Annotated in this window: 14 protein-coding genes; 6 read left to right on the top strand and 8 right to left on the bottom strand. The window is 62.7% G+C overall.

The window, feature by feature from the left end:
- The first annotated feature begins 163 nt into the window (after window positions 1-163).
- The 3 genes from ABCW43_RS10395 (at window position 164) to ABCW43_RS10385 (ending at window position 2,852) form a co-directional block, all read left to right on the top strand.
- Window positions 164-565: a MarR family winged helix-turn-helix transcriptional regulator gene (locus tag ABCW43_RS10395; RefSeq protein WP_345923895.1), complete on the top strand. Its 402-nt coding sequence runs from the start codon at window positions 164-166 to the stop codon at window positions 563-565.
- A gap of 75 nt (window positions 566-640) precedes the next feature.
- On the top strand, window positions 641-1,936 hold the full coding sequence (locus tag ABCW43_RS10390; protein ID WP_345923893.1) for an MFS transporter: 1,296 nt from the start codon (window positions 641-643) through the stop codon (window positions 1,934-1,936).
- 118 nt (window positions 1,937-2,054) lie between these two features.
- Window positions 2,055-2,852 (top strand): class I SAM-dependent methyltransferase, encoded by a 798-nt coding sequence (locus ABCW43_RS10385; RefSeq protein WP_345923891.1) that lies wholly within the window; start codon window positions 2,055-2,057, stop codon window positions 2,850-2,852.
- Between the two features lie 83 nt (window positions 2,853-2,935).
- On the opposite strand, the gene tal is transcribed toward ABCW43_RS10385, so the two are convergent.
- A complete protein-coding gene (tal, locus tag ABCW43_RS10380) occupies window positions 2,936-3,901 on the bottom strand; it encodes a transaldolase (protein ID WP_345923888.1) in 966 nt (321 codons plus the stop codon).
- 232 nt (window positions 3,902-4,133) lie between these two features.
- Between tal and ABCW43_RS10375 the strand changes: the two genes are divergently transcribed.
- Entirely contained in the window at window positions 4,134-5,087 is a 954-nt protein-coding gene (locus tag ABCW43_RS10375) for a sugar-binding transcriptional regulator (RefSeq protein ID WP_445738940.1), read from the top strand.
- A 29-nt stretch (window positions 5,088-5,116) separates the two neighbouring features.
- Here the strand turns inward: ABCW43_RS10375 and ABCW43_RS10370 are convergent, their stop codons facing one another.
- From ABCW43_RS10370 to ABCW43_RS10360, 3 genes are all read right to left on the bottom strand, one after another.
- Window positions 5,117-5,389 (bottom strand): PilZ domain-containing protein, encoded by a 273-nt coding sequence (locus ABCW43_RS10370; protein WP_345923884.1) that lies wholly within the window; start codon window positions 5,387-5,389, stop codon window positions 5,117-5,119.
- 89 nt (window positions 5,390-5,478) lie between these two features.
- Window positions 5,479-6,360: a methylated-DNA--[protein]-cysteine S-methyltransferase gene (locus tag ABCW43_RS10365; RefSeq protein ID WP_345923882.1), complete on the bottom strand. Its 882-nt coding sequence runs from the start codon at window positions 6,358-6,360 to the stop codon at window positions 5,479-5,481.
- Window positions 6,361-6,508: 148 nt separating this feature from the next.
- The gene (locus ABCW43_RS10360; protein ID WP_345923880.1) at window positions 6,509-6,991 is read right to left on the bottom strand and encodes a DUF2244 domain-containing protein; all 483 of its coding nucleotides are present in this window, start codon (window positions 6,989-6,991) and stop codon (window positions 6,509-6,511) included.
- 36 nt (window positions 6,992-7,027) lie between these two features.
- On the opposite strand from ABCW43_RS10360, the gene nth reads away from it, so the two are divergent.
- Entirely contained in the window at window positions 7,028-7,819 is a 792-nt protein-coding gene (gene nth, locus ABCW43_RS10355) for an endonuclease III (RefSeq protein ID WP_345923878.1), read from the top strand.
- 26 nt (window positions 7,820-7,845) lie between these two features.
- Here the strand turns inward: nth and ABCW43_RS10350 are convergent, their stop codons facing one another.
- Window positions 7,846-8,559 (bottom strand): sulfate transporter family protein, encoded by a 714-nt coding sequence (locus tag ABCW43_RS10350; RefSeq protein WP_345923876.1) that lies wholly within the window; start codon window positions 8,557-8,559, stop codon window positions 7,846-7,848.
- A gap of 378 nt (window positions 8,560-8,937) precedes the next feature.
- Between ABCW43_RS10350 and ABCW43_RS10345 the strand changes: the two genes are divergently transcribed.
- Window positions 8,938-10,692 (top strand): peptidoglycan D,D-transpeptidase FtsI family protein, encoded by a 1,755-nt coding sequence (locus tag ABCW43_RS10345; protein WP_345923874.1) that lies wholly within the window; start codon window positions 8,938-8,940, stop codon window positions 10,690-10,692.
- 28 nt (window positions 10,693-10,720) lie between these two features.
- Here the strand turns inward: ABCW43_RS10345 and ABCW43_RS10340 are convergent, their stop codons facing one another.
- From ABCW43_RS10340 to ABCW43_RS10330, 3 genes are read right to left on the bottom strand one after another with little or no spacing between them, the layout of a single operon-like run.
- On the bottom strand, window positions 10,721-12,313 hold the full coding sequence (locus tag ABCW43_RS10340; RefSeq protein WP_345923872.1) for an FGGY-family carbohydrate kinase: 1,593 nt from the start codon (window positions 12,311-12,313) through the stop codon (window positions 10,721-10,723).
- 47 nt (window positions 12,314-12,360) lie between these two features.
- Window positions 12,361-13,071, bottom strand: coding sequence for an HAD family hydrolase (locus ABCW43_RS10335; RefSeq protein WP_445738939.1), 711 nt, complete (start codon window positions 13,069-13,071; stop codon window positions 12,361-12,363).
- A gap of 12 nt (window positions 13,072-13,083) precedes the next feature.
- Window positions 13,084-14,565: a mannitol dehydrogenase family protein gene (locus ABCW43_RS10330; protein ID WP_345923868.1), complete on the bottom strand. Its 1,482-nt coding sequence runs from the start codon at window positions 14,563-14,565 to the stop codon at window positions 13,084-13,086.
- Between the last annotated feature and the right edge of the window lie 9 nt (window positions 14,566-14,574).

Here is a 14,574-nt window from a genome sequence, read left to right as displayed (position 1 = left end):
TAGTGCCGGGATAGTCGCCTATTCTTGTTGAGGAAGCTTTAAGCCGGGAGGTTCTTTTCACCCTCCGGAGGAGTTTCTCGCAGCCGGCCTGCTCCATTCCGGAACGGCCGGCTTTTGATCCACCCCTCTTGCGCAAATCGAACCGCGGGTATATACCCGCTCCATGCCGAACGACACCTGTCACTGCATCCTGCTGCGCAAAGCCTCCAGAAAGGTCTCGTCCTATTACGACGAGGCCCTGGCACCGCTCGGCGTCAACATCGGGCAGTTCAGCCTGCTGCGAAACATCAACCGGCTGGCGCCGATCTCGCTGACCGATCTCGCCGTCCAGGTGGAACTGGACCGCTCGACGGTCGGCCGCAATGCCAAGGTGCTGGAGCGCATGGGGCTGGTGACGATCGGTCATGGCGAGGATCAGCGGGAAGCGATGCTCACCGTCGCGCCGCAGGGCCATGCGATCTTGAAACAGGGCGCGCCGCTGTGGGACAGCGTCCAGGACGATATCGAGGCCCGGCTCGGGGCCGAGAAAACCAAACAACTGCAGGAACTGCTTGCAGCCCTCTGATTTTTAACCAGAAGCGGGTATATACCCGATTTCATCACGCTGCCGGTGCGGCTACGACCAGGAAAGGGACAGACCATGATCTCCAATCGCGCCGCCCAATGGATGGCGGCCAGAAATCTGCATTATGGATGGGTGGTCGCCATCACCACATTCCTGACCATGCTGGCGACCGCCGGCGCCATGGGCTCGGCCGGCGTGATGATCCAGCCGCTGCACCAGGAATTCGGCTGGGATATCGCCGACATCTCCTCGGCCATGGCCGTGCGTCTCGTGCTTTTCGGCCTGCTCGGACCGTTCGCCGCCGCCTTCATGAACCATTTCGGTGTCCGCCAGGTCGTCGCCTTCGCGCTGGCGCTGATCATGGGCGGCATTGTCCTGTCGTTGTTCATGACGCAGGTCTGGCAGCTCGTGGCGCTCTGGGGCGTGGTGATCGGCGTCGGTACCGGCATGACGGCGCTGGTCCTCGGCGCAACGGTCGCGACCCGCTGGTTTTCCAAGAGCCGTGGCCTTGTCGTCGGCCTGATGACCGCCAGCAACGCCACGGGCCAGCTCGTCTTCCTGCCGCTGCTCGCCGCCATGACGGAAGCCTACGGCTGGCGCACCGCGCTTACCTTCACGGTCGTAGTCATCTCCGCCGCAATGCTGCTGGTCCTGCTCTTGATGCGCGACTATCCGTCCGATGTCGGCCTCCCCGCCTATGGCGAGACTGCAGTGATGCCGGCGCCGAAGCAGGACCACAAGTTCCTGGCGACGCTCTATTCGCCGATCGGCGCGCTCGGCCACGCCTCGAAGAGCGGCACCTTCTGGGTTCTCTTCGGTACGTTCTTCGTCTGCGGCCTCTCGACAAATGGGCTTATCCAGACCCACTGGATCTCGATCTGCGGCGACTTCGGCATGGCTGCGGTCACCGCCGCCAGCACGCTTGCGGTGATCGGCATCTTCGACTTCTTCGGCACCATCTTCGCCGGTTGGCTGTCGGACCGCTACGACAATCGTTGGCTGCTGTTCTGGTTCTACGGCCTGCGCGGCCTGTCGCTGGTCTACCTCTCCCTCTCGGGATTCTCGTTCGTCGAGCTGTCGGTCTTCGCGATCTTCTATGGCCTCGACTGGGTGGCGACCGTGCCGCCGACCGTAAAGCTCGCCGCCGCCGAATTCGGCCGCGAACGGGCCGGACTGATCTTCGGCTGGGTATTTGCCGGTCACCAGATCGGTGCTGCCACCGCGGCCTTCGGTGCCGGGTTCCTGAAGAGCGACTTCAACACCTATATGCCAGCCCTGCAGATCGCCGGCGTGATGTGCATGATTGCCGCGGTTTCCGTCCTACTCCTGCGCAAGCCGGGTACTGCCAAGCTGGTTCCGCAGCCGGCCTGATCACGCCACACCTCTCCGGCGGTCGCAATCGGCCGCCGGAGATTACCTGCCGTTGCAAAACTGCAAACTCGCCGGATATGATATTTGGTGCGCAAAGCGAGCCGCCGCGGGAGGCATCATGTCGTCGATCACTTCGGGCAATGCCGTTCAATATGCCGACAGCCGCAAGCTCGCTGCTCGCGGACGCCTCAACAGGGAATATACGATCGCCGAAACCGGCTGGTTTCCCTGGGTTGCGCGGCAACTGCCTCTCCGGGAGGGTGACCGCGTCCTCGATATCGGCTGCGGCCCGGCCTGGTTCTGGGCCTCCGTCATCAACGATATACCTGAAAATCTCCACCTCACGCTTGCCGATCAGTCTTCCGGAATGGTGGAAGAGGCCGTTTCGCGCTGCACGCCCTTGCCCTTTGGGTCGGTCACGGGCCATCAGGCGGACGCTGCCGCCCTACCCTTCGAGGACGATAGCTTCGATGTCGTCATTGCCATGCACATGCTCTACCACCTGCCCGATCCTGCAGCCGGAATCGCGGAAATGTTCCGGGTGCTGAAGCCCGGTGGCTTTCTCGCCGTCACCACCAATGGCATGGGCAACATGCGCGGGATCTACGAACTCACCACCGTGTTCGGCAGCGAGCCGTTCGATCCGAGCGCGGCCGTCTTCGGATACGACAAGGCCGAGGAGCTGATGCGTGCGAGGTTCGGCGAGGTGACCTTTGCGCAGCATCCCGCAAGAATGCGGATCACGGAGCCGGAAGACGTGTTTCTCGCGCTGACCTCCTACCCGCCCGGCGATGGCGCGGACGAGGCTCAACTGAACGCGTTCCGGCAAGCAATCGCCGCCGCATTCGAGCGCGGCCACGGCGTGCTCGAGGTGGAGAAGGAAACCGGCCTGTTCGTCAGCAGAAAGCCGGACTGATCCCGGCGGACCTGAGCCTGCGCCAATACAGAAAGGCCCGTCGCGAGACGAGCCTTTCTTCATGCGGGCGGTGGAAGCAAATATTACGCGGCGGCCAGCGTCAGTTCCTTCTTGACCATCTGGCGCAGCGACGCGAGGTCCTTGGCGAAGGCGCGAATGCCTTCCGAGAGCTTTTCGGTCGCCATCGCGTCCTCGTTCAGCATCCAGCGGAAGGACTTTTCGTCGAGCGACTGGAGCGGTTCGGCCTTGAAGGTTTCCGGCTGCAGCTTGCGCTCCAGCTTGCCGGTATCCTTGTCGAGCTCGTCGAGCAGAGCCGGGCTGATCGTCAGGCGGTCGCAGCCGGCCAGCGCTTCGATTTCACCGGCATTGCGGAAGGAGGCGCCCATGACGATCGTCTTGATGCCGTTCGCCTTGTAGTAATTGTAGATGGCGCGGACGGACACGACGCCCGGATCGGTCTCGGCGGTATAGTCCTGGCCGGTCGACTTCTTGTACCAGTCGAGAATGCGGCCGACGAAGGGCGAGATCAGGAACACTTTCGCCTCCGCGCAGGCGATCGCCTGGGCCTGGGAGAAGAGAAGCGTCAGGTTGCAGTCGATGCCTTCCTTCTGCAGCACTTCGGCGGCGCGGATGCCTTCCCAGGTGGAGGCGAGCTTGATCAGGATGCGGTCCCGCTCGATGCCGCGCTCCTTGTAGGAGGCGATGATCTGGCGGGCCTTGGCGATCGACGCTTCGGTATCGAAGGAAAGGTCGGCATCGACTTCGGTCGAAACGCGGCCCGGGACCAGCTCGGACAGGGCTGCACCGACGGTGATCGCCAGGCGGTCGGCCACGGCGGACACGACGGCATCCGGATTGCCGGACTGCTTGCGGCCCCAGGCGATCGCTTCCTTGACCTTGTCGGCAAAGATGGGCGTGCCGAGCGCCTTAAGCACGATGGTCGGGTTGGTGGTGCAATCCACGGGCTTCAGGCGGGCGACCGCCTCGATGTCGCCGGTATCGGCAACGACCGTGGTCATGGAACGAAGCTGCTCTAGTTTAGACGTCATCCGAATATTCCTCGATATGGAGAACTAAACGCCTGTTGCGCGATTTGGCTCCTCCGGCGCGTTGGTGAGAACTATCCCCCGGCCACGGTTAAAAAGTCAAGACATTTGTCCTTCGTAATTGACATATGTGTCAGCTGGAACAAGTATGACCTCACTTGTCCAAGATCGTCCCGGAGGCCCGTTGGCTAGGCTCAGACGCGAGACCCATACCGCCTATTCCGAAGCCGCCTCCATGAGGCTGCGCGCGGCGTGGCTTTATTATAACCAGGGATTGACGCAAAAAGATGTCGCCGAACGGCTGGGCCTGAGCCGCTCGACGGTGATCCGCCTGCTCGACGAGGCGATGAAGCGCTCCGAGGTGCAGATCTGGATCAGCGAAGGCATCGATACCTGCGTCGAGCTGGCGATCCGGCTGGAGAAGGCTTACAAGCTCGACGAGGCCGTGGTCGTGCCGGCCCCGCGCGACAATAGCGCTGCGGCGCTTGCAAGCTCGGTCGGGCTCGCACTCGGGCAGTTCCTCTCCGAAGTGGTGCAGGACGACATGACGATCGGCGTCGGCTGGGGCCGCACCATGACCGCTTCGCTCGGCAGCTTTCGCCCGCCGCGGCGGAAGAACTGCAAGGTCGTGTCGCTGCTCGGCGGCATCGTCGCCGTACACCAGACCAATCCGATCGACTACACCTGGCGTTTCGCGGGCCAGCTCGGTGCCGAGTGTTACATGTTCCTCGCCCCGCTTCTGGTCGACTCGGTCAAGACCAAAAGGGCGCTGATCGAGGAATGCGGGCTGAAGACGATCTACGACCTTGCCGAAAATCTCGATCTCGCGGTGGTGAGCTGCGGCGACATCGGCCCGCATTCCACCTCGCTGTCGGAAGGCTTCATCTCCAAGGCGGAACTCGACCGGCTGATCGCGGCCGGTTGCGTCTGCGACACGATGTTCAACTTCTTGGACGAGCAAGGCCGCTCGGTCGATCACAAGCTGAACGAGCGGGTGATGTCGGTGGATCTCGATACGCTGAAAAAGGCCCGGCACATCGTGCTGTCGTCGGGCGGTGCGCACCGGGCGGTAGCGATCCGCGCCACGATCCGCAGGATCGGGTGCCATACGCTGATCACCGATGAGACTGCGGCCAAGGAATTGTTGCGGCTGAACGAACCCTCCGAGAGCGCACAAGGGGCAGCCTGACCACTGGCTGCGCGTGAACGGACGGGCAATCAGGCAGCGGTCAGGAACTCTACTCCGAGGGAATTGATCCGCCGCCAGCGGACTTCGCATTCGAAACGTCGACCATCCGACAGGGCGAGACCGAAGCTTTCCGGCACGGACAAGGCATTCTCGATCTTGATCAACGCGCCGCCGGCCGAGATTTCCTTCACGATGCAATCGAAGGCGGAATGATCGCCATTGAAGATGATCTTGGCGCCTAGAAAGCTTTTCGATCTCTGGTATCTGCGCTCATGCACCTGACCGCGTCCTTCGATGATCATTTTAGGCATAACTTATATGCCGCAATCCTCAGATGTCGCCTGTGATTTGCAGGCGACCTGGTATCTGCTGGCTCCCGGCGTTCGGCCGCTTACGCGTTTCCCGCTTCCCAGCCCAGGATCGCCCGCTTGCGCGTCAGTCCCCAGTGATACCCCGTCAGCGCGCCGCTCTTGCCGAGCGCCCGGTGGCAGGGAACCACGAACGAGATGGGGTTCGCCCCGACGGCCGCACCCACCGCGCGGCTGGCGGTCGGCTGGCCGATGTCGTTGGCGACGTCGGAATAGGTTACGGCCTTGCCGAACGGGATCTTCAACAGGCTCCGCCAGACCCGCACCTGGAAGTCGGTACCGATCAGCACGACTTTCAGCGGCTGGTCGCAGGACCAGTTCGCACGGTCGAAGACGCGGCCGACATAGGGCGCCGTCATCTCCTGGTCGGTAACGTATTCGGCGTTCGGCCAGCGGCGCATCATGTCATCGAGCGCCGCCTGTTCTTGTCCGAGATCGGCAAAGGCAAGGCCCGAGAGGCCACGATCCGTCGCCATGACCAGTGCCTCGCCGAAGGGCGACGAATGGAAACCGTAGCGGATCGTCAGCCCGCCGCCCCGCGCCTTCCATTCGCCGGGCGACATCGCCTCGTGGGTGACGAACAGGTCGTGAAGGCGGCCGGGGCCGGAGAGACCGAGCTCGTAGGAGGCCTCAAGCAGCGGCAGTTCCTCCTTGCCGAGCAGGCGCTTGGCATGATCGAGGGTGACCGCCTGAAGGAAGGCCTTCGGCGACAGGCCGGCCCAGCGGGTGAACACTTTCTGAAGCTGCGTCGGCGACTGCCCGAGTTCGGAAGCGATCGCCTCGAGCGACGGCTGGTCGCGATAGTCGAGCGTGATCATCTCGATGACGCGGCGGACGGTTTCGTAGTCGGAGCCATCGGGCGTCACGTCGATGGGTGGCGAATCGATCTGGGCGAGAGCGTTCATGGCTTGTCTCCTCTGCAGCGCCGCACCCCGGTCGATCCGGACCTTGGGCGCGCAATAGTCGCTGTGCAACTGATATGCTGCTTAAATGCCCCTTCGGCCTCGCCGAAACCACCCGTTTCTTGCCCCGACTGTAGGTTTTTCAGCCGGTTCAGATCCTTTGCCTGACGGTTGCGAGCGCACGCCTGAAAGCCCTTGCGAAACTCTCCCGGTCATCCGGATTGAGGAAGGAACCGATATCGGTGCCGCGTCCCTCGCCCGTCACAGACATCGACGTGATGCCGAATTCCTCGTGCCGGCGGACGTTGAAGCGCGCCCAGAACGGATTGAAGCGATGCTCCACCATCCGCCCCGCCGGGGAGAATTTCCGGATCGACAGCTTGCTGCGCGACACGCTGACCTCCTCGCGGGCCTGCCCCGACCGGTAGCTCATCTTCAGCGCGATATAGAGGCCGAGGAAATCCAGCCCGAAGAAGACGCCGATCGGATAAGCTCCGGTGATCAGGAAAAAGCCGCCATAGAGAAGGCAGATGCTGCCCGCCAGCACCAGCACGACGCGAAAGCCCGTCCTGCCGAGCGAACGGTAGGGCGTCAGTTCGGCCGCAAAAACAGGCTGATCCTCGGAAACGTCCACGTTGATTTCCCTCCTGCGGGATGCCTATACAGGCATATGGCGACTCCAAAGATCAAATCCAAAACCAGCCCCCAGCAAAAGTCAAATCACGCGCCCGAGCGCAAGAGCGCGGCCAAGCCGAAACGCTTCAAATCCGCCTATTCGAAAGCCGAGATGGAGGAGATCTTTCGCCGCTTCTCGGTGCAGCGGCCGGAGCCGAAGGGCGAACTGGAACACGTGAACCCGTTCACGCTGGTCGTGGCGGTGGCGCTGTCGGCGCAGGCGACGGATGCCGGCGTCAACAAGGCGACAAGAGCCCTCTTCAAGGTCGCCGACACGCCGGAAAAGATGCTGGCGCTGGGCGAAGAGGGCGTCACCCAATATATCAAAACGATCGGGCTCTACCGCAACAAGGCGAAGAACGTCATCGCCCTCTGTCGCATGCTGATCGACGAGTTCGGCAGCCAGGTGCCGAAAACGCGCGAAGAACTGATCCGCCTGCCGGGCGTCGGCCGCAAGACGGCGAATGTGGTGATGTCGATGGCCTTCGGGGTGCCGACGCTCGCAGTCGATACCCACGTCTTCCGCATCGCCAACCGGCTGCTGATGGCACCGGGCAAGACGCCCGACGAAGTTGAGGAGAACCTCCTGAAGGTGATCCCCGACCAGTATCTCTTCCACGCCCACCACTGGCTGATCCTGCACGGTCGTTATTGCTGCAAGGCGCGAAAACCGGAATGCGAGCGGTGCGTGATCGCCGATCTGTGTCGCTCGCCGGAAAAGACCGTCGACGTACCGGCGCCGCTTGTCGAGTTGCCGCAGCAGCTCATCGGCGAGGCTGTCGAGTAAGCGCAGTTGGCTCGGCGCCGCCTGCCCTAAAGCCTGAACCCGGGATCGCGCTTGGAGAGCGCCTTGTGGAGATGCACCATCAGGCCGGCGGCAAACAGCGGTGTCAGGAGGTTGACGATCGGGATCGCCAGGAAACAGGCGATCAGAAGACCAGCCATGAACACGGTGGAGGAATGTTTCGAGCGGAAGGCGCGCGCTTCCGCAGGCGTCCTGAACCGCATCGCCGCGAACTCGAAGAATTCCCGGCCGAGCAAGTAGCCGTTCACCAGGAAGAAGGCGATCAGGTTGATGCCGGGGATGAACAGCAGGAAGAGCGCGATGATGTTGCCGACGATGACGACGCCCAGGAACTGGATCGAGCCGATGATCGCCTGGCCTAGCGGCATCGCCTTGCCCGGCGGATCGTTCGGATAGTCCCGCTTTTCCACCACTTCCGCGACATCGTCGAGGAACAGACCGGCGATGAGGGCGGTGATCGGGGCGATCAGCAACGCGAGCGCCAGCGCCAGCCCGATGCCCGCGAAGATCGCCGCAAACAGGGTCAGCCATCCCGCCCAATCCGGCAGGTCGGGGAAGAAAGCGGCGAACCACGCCCAGGCATAGAGGATGAAAACCTCGCGCAGGCCGAACCAGATGCCGATCAGCACGAGGGCGGTGAGGCCCAATGTCTTCCAGAAGACCGAGCGGGTCTCCGGTGCAAAGAGGTTGGCGAGCGAAAGTCTCGCGGCGTCGAAAATCATCGGCGTCTCCAGGTTGGCGGGAGACATGTAGGTTTTGGCAGGCGGAGGAGCAAGGAGGCGGGTGGCAAGGCCGGGTGGTATCCCTGCAATCCTTGTTGCAGGGCTGGCTGCGACGAAATTGCCGTCGCCGCGCGATACACGGAACGGCGCAGACACGGGAGATGGCACCGCACGTCTACGGCCCGACAAAACGTCGGTTAACTTTCCGCCATACAATCGAATACAACTTTAATTGTATATTAATGCAACTTTAAACATGCCGGCCCGCCCACGCGCTCTGCTGTTGGCTTCCGGGTCAACCACGTGCAGGCTGCAGCGCGCGGCGGACTACCGCTCAAGCTTCGCCTTCGGCTGATATGTTTTTTGGATTTGTTCGGAATGATCTCTTTTGTCGTCCGGCTCAGAAGCCGTGCACATTTCATCGTAAAGAGCAATGTCACCACCGAAAATGCGACCTTCCTGGGCACACGCGCAAGCCGCAGAAAGGAAGCCAGACAACGGCTCGGGATCCTGATCGCCGGGTTTCTTGCGGTCTATTTCGTCATCGGCGCGCGCCTTGTCCAATACGGCCTTGCCGAACCGGCCGTGACGGGAATGATCGGCAGCAGCGCGGTTCCCTCCAGGCCGGACATCGTCGACCGCAACGGAGCGCTGCTGGCCACCGACGTCAACATGATCTCGCTCTACGCCGATCCGCGCAGGATCGTCGATGCGGACGAAGTCGTCGAAAAGCTTGCCTTCGTCATCCCCAACCTCGACTGGAGCGAAACTCACAAGAAGCTGAGATCACAGACCGCATTCCAATGGCTGAAGCGCCAGCTCACACCCAAACAGCAGTCTGATATCATGGCCCTCGGCATTCCCGGCATCGGCTTCAGGCCGGAAAAACGCCGGTTTTATCCGGGCGGAGCGACCGCCTCTCACATCGTCGGCCATGTGAATGTCGACAATCAGGGCCTTGCGGGAATGGAGCGCTATATGGACCAGCAGGGTCTGGGCGATCTTCGCCTGGCCGGGCTGACCGGTGGAGCTCCGCTTGAGCCCGTCAGACTGTCCATCGATCTCCGAGTCCAGAATATCATCCGCCAGGTGGTCGCGAACGCGATGACCGCCTATAAGGCCGAGGCAGCGGGTGCCGTGGTTCTCGACGTCGATACCGGCGAGGTCCTGGCGATGGCATCGGTGCCAGACTACGATCCGAACGAACCGTCCCGAATGTTGCCTGACGGTAGTATCGACAAGGACTACGAGAAGGGCTGGTTCAATCGGATAAGCAACGCCACATTCGAGATGGGTTCGACGTTCAAGAGCTTCACCCTGGCGATGGGGCTGGACGAAGGCAAGATCACCCTGAACTCCGTCGTGGATGCATCGCGACCGATCCGCATGGGCGGTTTCACCATCAAGGACTTCCGCGGAAAGAACCGGCAGCTGACGATCTCCGAAGTCTTCCAGTATTCGTCGAATATCGGCACCGCGGCGGTTGCCGACAAGGTCGGGATCGAGGGCCACCAGCAGTTCCTGACGAAACTCGGGCTCCTCTCCAGGATGGAAACCGAGATGCCGGGCGTGGCGACGCCAACCCAGCCGAAGACATGGAAGAAGATCAACTCGGTCACCATCTCGTTCGGCCATGGCGTGGCAACCACTCCGCTGCAGACCGCGGTTGCCGCCGCCGCTCTGATCAACGGCGGCACACTTGTTCCTCCCACCTTTCTGCCCCGCTCCCGGGAAGAGGCACAGCAGGTTTCCCGCCCTGTGATTAAGCCGGGCACCAGCGCCGACATGCGTTACCTGTTCACCTGGAACGGCGTGAAAGGCTCAGGACGCGGCGCGCAGGTCGAAGGTTTCCAGGTCGGCGGCAAGACGGGCACGGCCGACAAGGTGATTAACGGACGTTATGCCAAGGACATCAATTTCAATGCCTTCGTCGCTGCCTTCCCCATGGACAGGCCCAAATACATCGTACTGTCGATCATCGACGCTCCACAGACAGGCGAACACGGCGGACGCACGGCGGCATCCACCGCCGCCCCGATGATCAAGGAGATTATCGGTCGATCAGCGCCTTTGCTCGGCGTGCAGCCCCGTTTCGGGTCTCCGGACGCGCCACATCTGCTGGAGAACTATTAGACCGCAGGATAGCTCGCTACGCAGCCGCCTACGCTATCCCACGCAATTCCTCCCGATGCCTGACCATGGCCAGGAACCGTCGGTAATCCCGCCCGTATTGCTCGGCCCGCGCCGGGTCCGGCAGCAACTCGGTCCCTCCGCCGTCCATCGCCTGCCCCGCTTCGAACAGCGAGCCGAACACGCCCCCGGCAACGGCGGCCGCCATCGCCGTGCCGAGCAGCACGGCATCGCGGTTTTCCGGGATCACCACCTTGCGGCCGGTGACGTCGGCGTAGAGTTCGATCAGGAGCGGGTTGTTGACGTGGCCGCCGGTGACGTGGAGGGTTTCGAAGCGGTAGCCGTAATCCGAGAGCGCATCGAGAATGTGCCTTATGCCGAGCGCGATCGAGACGCAGGTTCGCCAGTAGAGCCGGCAGAGGCCATCGAAGGACGTGTCGAGCGTCAGCCCGCTGATGACGCCGGTCGCATGCGGGTCGGCAAGTGGCGAGCGGTTGCCGTGGAAATCCGGCAGAATGTGGAGATTCGGCGCGATATCGCCCTCGGCTTCAGCGCGCAACTCGCCGACGCGGGCGATGATGCGGCCGTGGAGTTCCGCTGTCGGTTCGCCGCCGGCGGCGTGCATCAGCACGATATGGTCGAGCAGCGCCCCCGCCGCCGATTGCCCGCCTTCGACCAGCCAGTGGCCGGGCAGGATCGCCTCGTAATAGGGACCCCATAGGCTGCGGCCGGGCTTGGAATCCCTGGTAAAAGCGACGATGCAACTCGACGTGCCGCCGATCAGCGCCACGCTGGTTTCGAGTTTGGAGCCTTCGGAAGCACCGCCGGAAACCCCACCGAGCACGCCAAAGGCACCGGCATAGGCATCGATCATGCCGGGCGCCACCTGCACTTTCGTGTCGAGGCCGAGCTCTTCCGCTGCCCGACGGCTGAGGCCGCCGACGCTTGTCCCGACGCCGATCGTATCATCCGGCAGTCCGCCCTTTTCGAGCAGGTCTCCAAGGCCGGCAAGCGCCAGGTAGTCGGCGCTCCAGCCGGGATTTTCGTGGGCGAGGTAGTTCCATTTGGCAGTCAGAGTGCAGCGCGAACGGGCGGGCGAGCCGGTCGCCTTCCAGGTGAGGAAATCGGCGAGATCGAAGAAATAGCCCGCCCTCGCCCAAGTCTGCGGCAGTTGCTGTTTCAGCCACATCAGCTTCGGCATTTCCATCTCCGGCGACAGCGAACCGCCGGAAAACTCGAGCACCTTGTGGCCGGTGGCCGAAAGCTGGTCGGCTTGTTTGATCGCCCGATGGTCGAGCCAGACGATGGTGTCCTGGTTGGCCTTGCCGGTCGTTGAAACCGTGAGCGGCTGGCCCTCGCGGTCGCGCGCAACGAGCGAACAGGTGGCGTCGAAGCCGATCGCGGCGATGCGGGCGGCGGTTATGCCGGCCTCAGTCATCGCCTCCCTCACCGCGCGGCAGGTGGCGGCCCAGATATCCTCGGAATCATGTTCGGCGTGATTTTGTTTGGGACGGAACATTGCGATCGGATGTTTCGCCTTGGCGAGCAGGCGCCCGTGGCGATCAAAGACGCCGGCGCGGGCGCTGCCCGTGCCGATATCGACCGCAACGAGGTGATCACGCATCCGGATTTGTTTCCTGTCCCTGTCGCCCGGCAGTTTCAAGGATCGCACTAAGGCGCGGTCGAAGAAACGGAGCCGTAGCGACCCTCTATATGTTTTTGGACAAGGTGGATCAAATCCGGCATCGCGTCAAACACGACTTCCGGGGAAAGCGCATCGATCTGCTCCCGGTAGCCCGGAACGCTGGCATGCGACCCGCCGACGAAGGCGAAGACCGACATGCCGGCGCTGTGGCCCGCTTCGATGCCGGCGGGGCTGTCTTCGATGACGATGCAGTCTTTGGGATCGGCGCTCATTTCGCTTGCCGCATGCAGGAAGAGATCCGGCGCCGGCTTGCCCTTTTCCACCATCGTGGCGGAAAAGATGTTCGGCTCCAGCTTGTCGATCAGACCGGTCAGCGACAACGACAGGCGGATGCGCTCCGGCTGGCTGGAGGATGCGACGCAGCGACGGAAATTCAAAGCGTCCAGCGCTTCGGTTATGCCGGGCATCGGCAGCAGTTCGGCGCGGAAGCGGGCGTAGAGATCGTGGCGCATGTCTTCGAGGAAACCGTCATCCGCCTCGACGCCGAATTCCTCGCGCATCGCCTTGGTGACGGTGCCGAGGCTGCGGCCGAGGAAGCGGCGATAGGCCTCCGCCGCATCCATCTCGACCCCTTTTCGGCGCAGCGCATCGACCAGCACGCGCACGGAGACGGGCTCGCTGTCGACGAGGACCCCGTCGCAATCGAAGATCACCAGTGGTCCCGCCGCCTGTTGCACGTCCATTCCCCGCTATTTGACCAGCTTGCCGCCGAGATAAAGCTCGAGCGTCTTGGCCGTCCCCTGCCCCCAGAGCGTCTTCAGCGCATGCGCGAAGCGGGTGCGGAACAGCTCGGATTTCGCAACGTCTCCAAAAATATCGCCAAGCGCAAGGAAGGCGTCCGGGTTATCCTTGGCTTTCAGCGCCGCGGCGTTCAGGCGGTCGGCGCTGGCGTCGTTGAAGACGATCGGCTTGCCGCTGTCGGAGGTACCCGCGAAATAGCGGCACCACAGCGCCGAAACCAGCGACAGGCCAACAATGTCCTGCCCCTTGGCGAGCCGGTCGGCGGTCGAGGGCAGGATGAATTTCGGCTGGCGATTGGAGCCGTCCTGCGCCAGCCGCGGAATGGTGTCGCCGATCTTGGGGTTGGAGAAGCGCCGCTCGATCAGCTTGTAATAGTCGATGAGGTTGGTATTCGGCACCGGCGGGATGACCGGAATGATCTCGTCCTTTTCCAGCTTTTCTAGGAAGGCGCGGATCAGCTTGTGCTCCATCGCCTCGTGCACGAAATGGATGTCGAGAAGGGCTGCCGGATAGGCGATCGCCGCATGGCCGCCGTTGAGGATGCGGATCTTCATCAACTCGTAGGGCGCGACGTCCGGCACGAACTGGACGCCCACCTCTTCCAGTCGCGGACGACCGGCGGGGAACTTGTCCTCCATCACCCACTGCTTGAATTCCTCGCAGAACACCGGCCAGTTGTCGTCGATGCCGAAATCCTGCCTAAGGATATCGATCTCGCGGCTACCCGTAGCTGGCGTGATGCGGTCGACCATCGAGCTTGGGAACGCGACGTTCTCGTGGATCCAATGGGCGAAGTCCGGGTTGGAAAGCTTGGCAAGCCCGATGACGGCGTTCTCTGTTACCTCCCCGTTTCCGGGAATGTTGTCGCAGGACATGATGGTGAACGGGGCGATCCCCCTCGCCTTGCGTTCCTTGAGGCCGGCGAGAATCAGGCCGAAGACGGTCTTCGGGCTCGAAGGGTTCTTCCCGTCCTCGGCGATCACCGGATGGGCCGGGTTGAACGCGCCCGATGCGTCGATGAAATAACCGCCCTCGGTGATCGTCATCGAAACGATGCGGATGTTCGGGTCGGCCAGCGTCTCGATCAGGGTCGCGACGTCGCCGGGGGCGATGATGTCGATCATCGGTGCGGTAACGCGAGCGGCGGTCCTGTTGTTGTCCTGCTCGACGACGGTGGTCAGGAAATCCTGCGCTTTCAGCTTGTCGCGCATGGCACCGTCGGACGGCATGACGCCGGCGCCGATGATCGCCCAGTCATGTGCCTTGCCGGTGTTGAACAGGTCGTCGAGATAGATCGCCTGGTGGGCGCGATGGAAATTGCCGACGCCGAAATGCACGATGCCGGCAGTCAGGCCCTTGGGGTCATAGGCCGGCACCGCGGCGGTGGCCGCAGCATCCTTCAAGCTCGCCAGCGAAAGCTTCACAGTCATTGTCTTTAC

The organism is Neorhizobium tunisiense (genome assembly GCF_039631515.1).
Lineage (GTDB): Bacteria > Pseudomonadota > Alphaproteobacteria > Rhizobiales > Rhizobiaceae > Neorhizobium.
Note: the sequence above shows the minus strand (reverse complement) of the source record. Positions and strands in the feature narration are given on the sequence as shown.

Excerpts from the sequence above, each read along its gene's own strand:
- ABCW43_RS10395 (WP_345923895.1), top strand. The coding sequence starts at position 164 with ATGCCGAACGACACCTGTCACTGCATCCTGCTGCGCAAAGCCTCCAGA.
- ABCW43_RS10390 (WP_345923893.1), top strand. The coding sequence starts at position 641 with ATGATCTCCAATCGCGCCGCCCAATGGATGGCGGCCAGAAATCTGCAT.
- ABCW43_RS10385 (WP_345923891.1), top strand. The coding sequence starts at position 2,055 with ATGTCGTCGATCACTTCGGGCAATGCCGTTCAATATGCCGACAGCCGC.
- tal (WP_345923888.1), bottom strand. The coding sequence starts at position 3,901 with ATGACGTCTAAACTAGAGCAGCTTCGTTCCATGACCACGGTCGTTGCC.
- ABCW43_RS10375 (WP_445738940.1), top strand. The coding sequence starts at position 4,134 with ATGAGGCTGCGCGCGGCGTGGCTTTATTATAACCAGGGATTGACGCAA.
- ABCW43_RS10370 (WP_345923884.1), bottom strand. The coding sequence starts at position 5,389 with ATGATCATCGAAGGACGCGGTCAGGTGCATGAGCGCAGATACCAGAGA.
- ABCW43_RS10365 (WP_345923882.1), bottom strand. The coding sequence starts at position 6,360 with ATGAACGCTCTCGCCCAGATCGATTCGCCACCCATCGACGTGACGCCC.
- nth (WP_345923878.1), top strand. The coding sequence starts at position 7,028 with ATGGCGACTCCAAAGATCAAATCCAAAACCAGCCCCCAGCAAAAGTCA.
- ABCW43_RS10350 (WP_345923876.1), bottom strand. The coding sequence starts at position 8,559 with ATGATTTTCGACGCCGCGAGACTTTCGCTCGCCAACCTCTTTGCACCG.
- ABCW43_RS10345 (WP_345923874.1), top strand. The coding sequence starts at position 8,938 with ATGATCTCTTTTGTCGTCCGGCTCAGAAGCCGTGCACATTTCATCGTA.
- ABCW43_RS10340 (WP_345923872.1), bottom strand. The coding sequence starts at position 12,313 with ATGCGTGATCACCTCGTTGCGGTCGATATCGGCACGGGCAGCGCCCGC.
- ABCW43_RS10330 (WP_345923868.1), bottom strand. The coding sequence starts at position 14,565 with ATGACTGTGAAGCTTTCGCTGGCGAGCTTGAAGGATGCTGCGGCCACC.